This window comes from Dactylosporangium darangshiense, from assembly GCF_039537565.1.
In the GTDB taxonomy this organism is placed as follows: Bacteria; Actinomycetota; Actinomycetes; order Mycobacteriales; family Micromonosporaceae; genus Dactylosporangium; species Dactylosporangium darangshiense.
In genome coordinates this window covers 1-8,400 of sequence record NZ_BAABAT010000118.1, presented here as the reverse complement: position 1 = coordinate 8,400, position 8,400 = coordinate 1, and the positions used below count along the sequence as shown (strand labels likewise).

Sequence of the window (8,400 nt, the reverse complement as noted above, 5' to 3'; positions counted from 1 at the left end):
GCAACCGCGACGCCATCGTCGCCTCGATCGAGCATCGACTGTCCAACGCCCTCGTCGAGTCAATGAACACGAAAATCCGACTCATCGTTCGCAGAGCCTTCGGATTCCACTCTGCCGAAGCCATCATTGCCCTCGCCATGCTCAGCCTCAGCGGATACCGCCCCGTACTCCCCAGATGACCACCAACTGGCCCACGGATCAGTCAGGAGGGCCTCAATTAAGAGTGCGAAAGTCGAGGGGCTTGGAGGTCGCGTCCGCGATCTCCTGTGCCGCCGGCTCCAGGACGTGCCTTATCATGCTGTCTTCTATCCTTCGTCGTTATTCGGTCGTCGGTCTCCTCCGTCGGCCGGCGTTTCCTCATGGAAGCCGATCTTTCGGTGGGTCCCGTCGCAGAGTGGTTTGCTCGAGGAATGGCCGCAGCGGCAGAGAGTCATCCTGTTGCGGATCTGCAGTGTCCGGCCGTCTGCGCGGAGGACCGGCACTGCACCGGTGACCCACAAGGCGCTGGCCAGTCTGTTCTCCTCCTCAAGGACCGAAATTGCCTGCGGAAGGTCGGGCTCGATGGAATCGCCGCCGCGTTGGAGGGCGTAGCTGTACGACCCGGAGGGGCAATGGTCGATCCGGCCCATGATGTCGGAACGGACGTCGCTGTCGTCGGTATCGGCGAGCATTTCGGCGATCGGCTTGGTGCGCGTGATGCAGAAGGCGGCGTGGATGCACAGCTCCCCGACCCGTTGGGCCGAGATGCCGACACCGTCGTGGACATGCTGTAGTTCCTCGTAAGGTCGGACGTCGGCGGTTTCCGTACCGTCGAATCCGATCAGCGCGTGTGTCCCGTCGCAGAACGGCTTGGAGCTCGAGTGGCCGCAGCGACACAGCGCGTAGGTGTCCTCGGTCGCCAGGGTGTCGCCGGTTTTCCAGGTCAGCGCGTTGTTGTCCGCGGAGACGATCTTGTGCTTGCGTCTGAGCGGGACTCCGCCGTACACGACGTATGGGCCGTTGGGGAGTACGATGATCCGCTGCCGGTCGCCGATGCTCCACCGACGTAGCTCGGGTGGCACGTATTCGAAGGTGGGGCCGGCTGTGGTGCCCTCTTCGTCAGGCATCTGCATCAGGGCCTGGGCTTGTGCCTTGAGCGCGTACATGGTGCCAGTGGCGACCGCGAGGAGCTTCGGGCTGCCGTTGAACGCCTGCTCGAGCAGATGCAGGACGGCGCAATAGGTGTGGTTGAACTCTTCCTGGGCCGTGCGGATTGCGCTGCCCGGAGCGTGATGGGCGAGGCGCGGGTTGCGCCTCATTGGACGGACACCGGCGAGATCCACGGGAATCGCCTCGCCAGTGGGACCGGACTGCGGGGTGTCACCGCGCCGGTATCGTCGGCCGACCCTGAGCTCCTGGAACCGGTAAAAGTGCGCGACCTCTGCCCGATCGGTATGGAAGACGTCTCGGTCGCCGTCCCAGACTTCGCCACGGGCCGTGCCCTCGCCCTGCTCGACGATCTCCTCAAGCGCTGCCAGTGCTGAGGCCAGATCGTCCACCGCGATCAGTCGCCCAGCAGTGTGCCGGAAGTGGCCGGCGTTCACCTGGCGAGCCCGATCGCCGCAGAAGACCTCCCGCTCGCCGAGCCGGTTGCACAATTGGCGCAGGCCTTGCTCGATCGCGTCGTAGAACTGCCCGATTGTCTCGTAGCCGTCACCCTCGGCTGGGGCGCCGGGCGGTGCCGGTTGCTCGATCCGCAGGAACATGTCAAGTGCTTCCGCACCGAACGGGAGCAGCGACAGTTCCAGGGAGTGGTCGCCGTGGGGCAGTCGCCGGGGGTGTGGCGGCAACATCCGCGGCGTGTCCAGCCGTGGTCGGCCGCCGACGGCATTGAGCAGGTTCGCCGCCAGTGCGAGGTGGAGCATCTCTTCGGCGAAGACACTGGCCACCACGTCGACGGCTTCCGGATTCCGCTCCGGGTCGAGCGAGTACAGCGCGCACAGGTACGGCGGCAAGGTCGCGTGTTCCAACTCGATCGCCCACTGCAGGTGCTCGCGAAGATCGTCGAGGGTTGTGATCCGTGCCGACGTGGCGGGAGCAGCGGCGGTCCCCTGCTGTTGTGGGTGATTCACAGGCGTCTCGTTTCGACTGTTGAAGAGGTGGATTCCTGAGTCGGCGTGGTGCGGGGTCTCAGGCACGTCTGTCCGTCGGGTGGCCGAATCGGGGGTCGCCTTCCAGCGCCTCGACCGCGCCAAGAAGGCTGCGGAGGCCGACCTCCTCGCGCTGAGCGTCAGCCGGATCGAACTGCCACTCGGTGACCGGTAGCTTGAGGGCCTCCTCGGGGTGGCTCGACTCGGCCATGGCCAGTTCCGCCTCGACCTCGGCCTCGAGCTCGTGTAATGAGTCGTTGTCTCCGGTCGGAGCGCTCATCGTTCCTCCTGGGTGATTTCGATGGATGTCGGCCTGGCACGCCCGTTGTCGGCTCGCCCGTTGTCGGCTGGAGCGCGGTCGGCGTGGTCAGGACGGGCGAGGGCACGGCGGTCCTTGCGCTGGGCGAGCTCTTCGTCGCCCACCAGAGTGAGCATCGGCTTGCCGGGTTCGCACAGCATCGTGACGGTGAATCGCAGCGGGATGTCGTCGCGGTTGTTGCCGTCCTGGTAGTGGATGACATCGCCACCCGGCTCCCAGAACGCCTCGCCGGCGCGCACGACCCTCTCTGGCTGCCTTCGACCTCCATCAGCATCTCGCCTTCCAGCACTAACGAACGCGGGGCCGGAGTGGCGGTGCGGCGGCGTTCCGGGGTCGCCGGGCGGGTACTCGATGACGACGGTCATCGCATGCGCTCCCGTCGGGATGAAGGGCGGCTCGGCCTCCTGCAGCATGGTGAGCGCCGTCTGCCACGCGGTCGATTTGCGCTTCGGCTCGGTGCTGGTCGGATCGTTGCCGGGCATGGGACGTACCTCCGTTGCTGATGGGTGTGGGGCGGGGACTGGTGCGCTACTTGCCGGACCTGGTCCGGCCCAGCCAGTCGGCGTACTTGATCTCTCCGAGCACCGCTTCACCAACCGGCACCAGACTCTGCTCCGCCAACTCGGTGCCGTAGTAGCGCGTGTGCGGGTCGGTGACCACCTCACGCGGGTCACCCAGCGCAGCCAGGGCGTTCCGGAAGAACTCGTCCATCCGGAGCCGCTCGGGCCCGGCGACCTCGACCCGCCCGTTCAACGGCGACCCCACCGCAGCCCGGACGACTGCCTGGGCCACGTCGTCGCCGGCGATGGGCTGGAACAGCACCGGTGGCATCCGGACCGTGCCACCGTCCGCGGTGCTGTCGGCGATGGCCGGGACGAACTCGAAGAACTGCGTCGCGTGCACGATCGAGAACGGGATCGACGAGTCCTCGATCAGCTTCTCCTGCGCGAGCTTCGCCCGGAAGTAGCCGTTTTCGGTTAGCCGGTCGGTCCCCACGATCGACAGCGCCACATGGTGGCCCACACCGGCCGCCCCCTCCGCCGCAAGCTGATTGCGGGTGGACGTCTGGAAGAACTCCATCACCGCGGTGTCCTCCCACGAGGGGGAGTTCGACACGTCGATCACCACGGACGCGCCGGCGAATGCCTCGGCCAGGCCCTCGCCGGTGAGGGTGTTGACGCCGGTATTCGGTGACGCCGGCACCGCCTCGTGGCCGAGCTCGCCGAGCTGCGCCACGACCTTCGACCCAATCAGGCCAGTGCCGCCGATTACCACGATCTTCATGACAAGCCTTCCTGTTGGCCGGGGCATCGGTTGCCATCCGGTCACCCAGTTAAGACCGGGAACCCCCCCGGCCTGTGACACCTCCGCTGAAATGCCCCCGAAGTCGCTGGCCCCCGGCGCCCAGGTGTCACCGGCGGGAGCGCTGTCCTGCCTTCTCAGCTGCAGGACCATGGAGCGACAGGAGCGTTACCTTGCCGCCAGCAAGTACCGGATGGCGGATCCGGCCTGGGATGAGCGCCGTGCGATCGACGAGCCGCACCGTGGTGACGGGCGTGCACGCGCTGGGCCGGTTGCCCGCACTGCGAGCACGCAACGGCCGCCGCAAGCGTCCGGGCACGGACCAGCACGACCGGTCCCTGATCAACCACCTCGTCAATCAGCAGCGAGGACAGCTGAGGGAACAACGTCTTGATCAGGTCTTAGCCGTACCGGCACCAGCATGCCGCACTCGTGGTGCGGGGTCCGTCGACCGCGAGAGGATGCAACGAGCGGCGAGGTCGACCTCGCGCCCTCAGCCCGGAGTCTCGTGGCGGACCACCCGGTCGATGCGGCGGTCGGGGACGACCCACATGATCACGATGCCGACGAAGCACGCCAGGGCAATCCACACTCCGACGTGCCCGCTCCGGTCGATCGTCAGGGCGCTGAGGATCCCGACGACGTCGAACACTACGGAGATCTTGCCCTTGCGGTCAGTGCCGACGGCCTGGCGCAACGGCGACTCCGGTCCCTGCTGCCGGATGATCACCCACTGGAGCACGAGGTAAGCGACGGCCACGCTGAGCAGGTTCAGACCGTAGGTGACGACCGGGGTCTGCGCGAACCTCGATTCGGACACCCAGGCTGTCGTGAACGGGACCAGCGACAGGCAGAACAGCAGCGCCAGGTTCGCCCACAGCACACCGCCACTGACCCGTCGAACCAGGTGGAACATGTGGTGGTGGCCGTTCCAGTAGATGCCCACATAGACAAAGCTGAGGAGATACGTCAGCAGCCCGACGCCGGTCGTGTGGACGAGGTCGGAGAGATCGTGACCTTCGGGCGCTCTCAGCTCCAGCACCATGATCGTGATGATGATGGCAAGCACCCCATCACTGAATGCCTCCAGTCGATTAGACCTCACCGCGCCACCCTTCTCCTTCCGATACCTGAAGCCCGCTTCGAGCGCCCCATGAGCGCCGTACTGATTTCGGTGTCTCCACCAGCCGAGACAGCGCGGCCGCGGACTCTGTGACAGGGACGCGTGGTCGCCAACGTCACTTCCAGGGTCCGGACGTTGGCGATTGCGACGTTGTCGGCCAACGTTTGGCCTGGTAGCAGCCGCGACGCGATCAGAAGTGGGGCGAGGGATGGTGGATTGCGGTGTGAATCACGAGCCGACTGGGACGGATGATCTCGAGGAGGCCGCGGCGGTCTTCACGAGCGTGCGGCCACGCCTGTTCGGGATCGCGTATCGCATGCTCAGCAGCGCCACCGAGGCCGAGGATCTGGTGCAGGAGGTGTGGCTGCGGTGGCAGACGTGTGACCGCGGGGCGGTGGTCGACCCAGCCGCGTTCATGGCGACGACGACGACCCGGCTGGCCATCAACGCGCTCCAGTCGGCGCGGGTGCGGCGTGAGACGTACATCGGGCCGCGGCTGCCGGAACCCGTCGACACGAGCGCGGACCCGTACCTGGGCGCCGAGCGCGGGGAGGCCCTGGAGTTCGCGGCCCTGCTCCTGATGGAGAAGCTCACGCCCAACGAACGCGCCGCATATGTCCTGCGTGAGGCCTTCGACTACCCGTATGCGCAGATCGCCGACATCCTGCAGTCCACCGAACCCGCGGTGCGCCAGCTGGTCAGCCGGGCGCGCAAACACATGACGGAGGAGAGGCGCACGCCGGCGAGCGCGGCCGCGCAGCGGCAGCTGCTCGCCGCGTTCACAACGGCGGCCCGCACCGGCGACATGACCGCATTGGAGCGGCTCTTCGCGGCGAACGTGACCAGCATCAGCGACGGCAACGGCAGGGTGGGTGTTTCCCGCCGGCCGGTGGTGGGTGTCGTGCGCGTGGCGAGGTACCTGACCGCGATCTCCAACCGGTTCTGGGACGGCGTCGACGTGCGATGGGCGAGTACGAACGGGCGGACGTCCGCCGTGCTGTGGCGCGACGGCACCTTGGACGCCGTGCTCACGGTCAGCGCATCGACCGACGGCATCAATCAGGTGCTGTGGATGATGAACCCCGAGAAGACCGCAGCGGTGTCCGGACCGGCCTGGTCCGCCGACGTCACAAACCAGCGTGCTACTCGGTCATAGCTGGCGACGGCGAGAGAAGCAGAGGACACCGTGCGAACAATTTTGGTGGTCGGCGGTGACCACGCCGGCGGTGTGGTGTTCATCCTGGCCGGGCAGATGTCGTACTTCGATATCCTGCGCGCCGAGCCCACCACCGTCCAGGTGAGTTTCGCGGGTATCGCGGGACGACGGACCAGACTGCGCGACCTTTGAGCCCGTCTGATCATGGGTACCACGCAACGCTGACGCTCCCGTGCCGGACAGGGCGGGCGGCACGGCCACCGCGTCCTACGCGTCCGAGGCAAGGGCGGCAAGGTCGTCCTGATCCCCTACCGCCCGCCGTGGCCCGAGTCGTCCGCTGGTTCGTACCCGCAAAGCCGACCAGCTCTGCCCTGGTCGCCACCGCTGTCGCCGCAGATGCTCCTCGTGAGGCGGGTCCAGCTGCCCACGCCTCGCAGGTCGGCGGCCGGGTGGCCGGCACCGGGGCCGTGCCTGCCCGACGTCCGCTGGCCCGTAATCCCCACTTATGGTGCAGGCCATTTGCGCCAAATGCGCAGCCCGCAACGACCAGGCGAACCTTCGTCGTGATGCGCTGGCCGGCTGATCAGCAGCGCGCCGCTCGACTCCAACATCGTGCAGTGTGACGACCGCCGGGCTCCCCACCAGCCGCCGGTGCGGCCCGCCGCTCAGTTGATGATGTCCACCACGACGGGCACGACGAGCACCAGCGTGCCAGCGAGGAGCGTCCAGCCCGCTAACGTCCGCGGTGAGCCGATCGTCTCCGGGCGCCTGCGAGCAATGTATGTGCCGATCGCGGCGCCAGCCGCAACGAGGGCGGCTGAGATGGCGAGCAGGGTCACCAGCCAGACCCAGTACGTATAGCTCGTGGAGTGCAGAAACTCGTACCCAACGGGGCTCACACCTTCCCCGGTGATCTCGCTGTGTGCGAGCGCGAGGACGACCGCCGCCAGTGCATTCGCCCGGAAGTCGCCGACGTCGAAACGGTGCGGTCGAGCCGGCCGATCGGCCTCGGGCCGCCGTAGCAACATGATCGCGGCCCCCGCCGCGAGCAGGACCATCGCGACGCCGCTGGTCTCCGGACCGCCCCCGTCGATGACCTTTTCGACCTGGTCGAGTGCGATGCTGGTCAGCTCGAATGCGACGACGCACAGCCCAGCGAGGACCAGCGTCTGCACCGTTACTCGGCTGCCGACCCATGTTTTAGAAACGTCCGCGTCCGTGAACCGGGAGGCGCTCCATAGCGCGTACGCCGGCAGCAGCAGGGCAGGCGGTCCGTCGAGCAGCATCCGCAGAAAGCCAACTTCGGAGCCGTGCACGAACCGGAGGACGAACTGGAGCACGAGCCAGAAGACCACCAGCGACCCCACCGCCCACCCGCCGGCGGCAACCGTGCGAGTTACACGGCGCCGCGGTTCAACGACGGGCGCCGGCTCGGAACCGGCGGTTTGGACGGCGAGAGTGTGCGCAGCAGGCGACGCAAGCGGCAGGGTGGCAAAGGCTGGACCCGGCATCGCCGCCGAACCTGCGGGCGCGGGGACATCGACGGGGGTAACCGGGTGGTGCGGGACTGGCGGCGTAGACACGAGTGCTGGCGCCTTCTGTGTCACTGATGCCGCCGGTTCAGGGCCGAACGCCGCCGCTGCTCCAGTCTCGGCAACTGCTACCTCGGGCCGTAGCGGCTCACGATTCGGCAAAGCGATGGCCGATCTGATCCCCACCGCCAAGGCCCAACGCTGGGACCCCGCCGAAGTCGTGCGGGTCCTGCTCGCCGATGAAGCCGCCGGCCGGGACCAGGCCAACCTGCGCACCCGTCGCAAACGCGCCGCGTTCCCCGCCGGCAAGACCTTCGGCGACTGGGACGAGACTGCATCGTCGATCCCACGCCCGACCCAGGACGCGCTGAAATCCCTGGAATGGGTCACCCGCAAGGAGAATCTGTCCATCTGCGGCCCGTCCGGCACCGGCAAAAGCCACTTCTGCGAAGCCCTCGGCCAGGCCGCCGTCGAGGCCGGCATGACCGTCGCCTGGTTCACCATCGAAGACCTCGGCGCCATGATCCGCCGCCACCGCGCCGACGACTCCATGACCAGCGCCATGACCCGGCTCATCCGCACCGACCTCATCATCATCGACGACATCGGCCTGCTGCCCGTCTCACCCGACGCCGCCGAAGGCTTCTACCGCCTCGTCGACGCCGCCTACGAACGACGCAGCCTCGCCGTCAGCTCCAACCTGCACCCCTCCAAAGCGCACATGTTCGAGCGAACGTGTGTTAGGCGTCGCCGAAAGTGGACAGGTTCGCCAGCCGGTCGGGGTCGATGCGGTCGGCGAGATAGATCAGCGGGGCCTGCGCATCGAGGCCCAACGCGGC

The 8,400-nt window shown here is 67.3% G+C and carries 10 protein-coding genes; 4 read left to right on the top strand and 6 right to left on the bottom strand.

Translation table 11 applies throughout. The features are described from left to right. Positions 1-179: transposase (locus tag ABD901_RS57735; RefSeq protein WP_345140622.1), on the top strand; the 179-nt coding region annotated here is incomplete at its 5' end. Positions 180-305: 126 nt separating this feature from the next. On the opposite strand, the gene ABD901_RS57730 is transcribed toward ABD901_RS57735, so the two are convergent. The 5 genes from ABD901_RS57730 to ABD901_RS57710 form a co-directional block, all read right to left on the bottom strand. Next, positions 306-2,111, bottom strand: a complete 1,806-nt coding sequence (locus ABD901_RS57730) for a ferritin-like domain-containing protein (RefSeq protein WP_345144756.1) — start codon at positions 2,109-2,111, stop codon at positions 306-308. Positions 2,112-2,169: 58 nt separating this feature from the next. Continuing rightward, the gene (locus ABD901_RS57725) at positions 2,170-2,409 is read right to left on the bottom strand and encodes a hypothetical protein (protein WP_345144754.1); all 240 of its coding nucleotides are present in this window, start codon (positions 2,407-2,409) and stop codon (positions 2,170-2,172) included. After that, positions 2,406-2,930, bottom strand: a complete 525-nt coding sequence (locus ABD901_RS57720; RefSeq protein ID WP_345144752.1) for a cupin domain-containing protein — start codon at positions 2,928-2,930, stop codon at positions 2,406-2,408. Before ABD901_RS57720 ends, ABD901_RS57725 begins: the two co-directional genes overlap by 4 nt. 46 nt (positions 2,931-2,976) lie before the next feature. Beyond that, positions 2,977-3,903, bottom strand: a complete 927-nt coding sequence (locus ABD901_RS57715; protein WP_345144750.1) for an SDR family oxidoreductase — start codon at positions 3,901-3,903, stop codon at positions 2,977-2,979. Between the two features lie 340 nt (positions 3,904-4,243). Continuing rightward, positions 4,244-4,855, bottom strand: a complete 612-nt coding sequence (locus tag ABD901_RS57710; protein WP_345144748.1) for a TMEM175 family protein — start codon at positions 4,853-4,855, stop codon at positions 4,244-4,246. Between the two features lie 241 nt (positions 4,856-5,096). On the opposite strand from ABD901_RS57710, the gene ABD901_RS57705 reads away from it, so the two are divergent. Both ABD901_RS57705 and ABD901_RS57700 read left to right on the top strand, forming a co-directional pair. Beyond that, complete coding sequence (locus ABD901_RS57705; RefSeq protein ID WP_345144746.1) at positions 5,097-6,029, top strand: sigma-70 family RNA polymerase sigma factor; 933 nt, start codon at positions 5,097-5,099, stop codon at positions 6,027-6,029. A gap of 30 nt (positions 6,030-6,059) precedes the next feature. Further along, entirely contained in the window at positions 6,060-6,221 is a 162-nt protein-coding gene (locus tag ABD901_RS57700; RefSeq protein WP_345144744.1) for a hypothetical protein, read from the top strand. Between the two features lie 473 nt (positions 6,222-6,694). Here ABD901_RS57700 and ABD901_RS57695 read toward each other — a convergent pair whose 3' ends face one another. Next, entirely contained in the window at positions 6,695-7,540 is an 846-nt protein-coding gene (locus ABD901_RS57695; protein ID WP_345144742.1) for a hypothetical protein, read from the bottom strand. Between ABD901_RS57695 and ABD901_RS57690 the strand changes: the two genes are divergently transcribed. Continuing rightward, the coding region (locus ABD901_RS57690; protein WP_345144739.1) for an ATP-binding protein at positions 7,518-8,400 on the top strand (883 nt) is incomplete at its 3' end. The two genes, ABD901_RS57695 and ABD901_RS57690, sit on opposite strands and share 23 nt — an antisense overlap.

Bases quoted from the DNA above. Each gene is read 5' to 3' on its own strand.
- ABD901_RS57715 (WP_345144750.1), bottom strand. From the start codon at position 3,903: ATGGTCCTGCAGCTGAGAAGGCAGGACAGCGCTCCCGCCGGTGACACC.
- ABD901_RS57725 (WP_345144754.1), bottom strand. From the start codon at position 2,409: ATGAGCGCTCCGACCGGAGACAACGACTCATTACACGAGCTCGAGGCC.
- ABD901_RS57720 (WP_345144752.1), bottom strand. From the start codon at position 2,930: ATGCCCGGCAACGATCCGACCAGCACCGAGCCGAAGCGCAAATCGACC.
- ABD901_RS57695 (WP_345144742.1), bottom strand. From the start codon at position 7,540: ATGCCGGGTCCAGCCTTTGCCACCCTGCCGCTTGCGTCGCCTGCTGCG.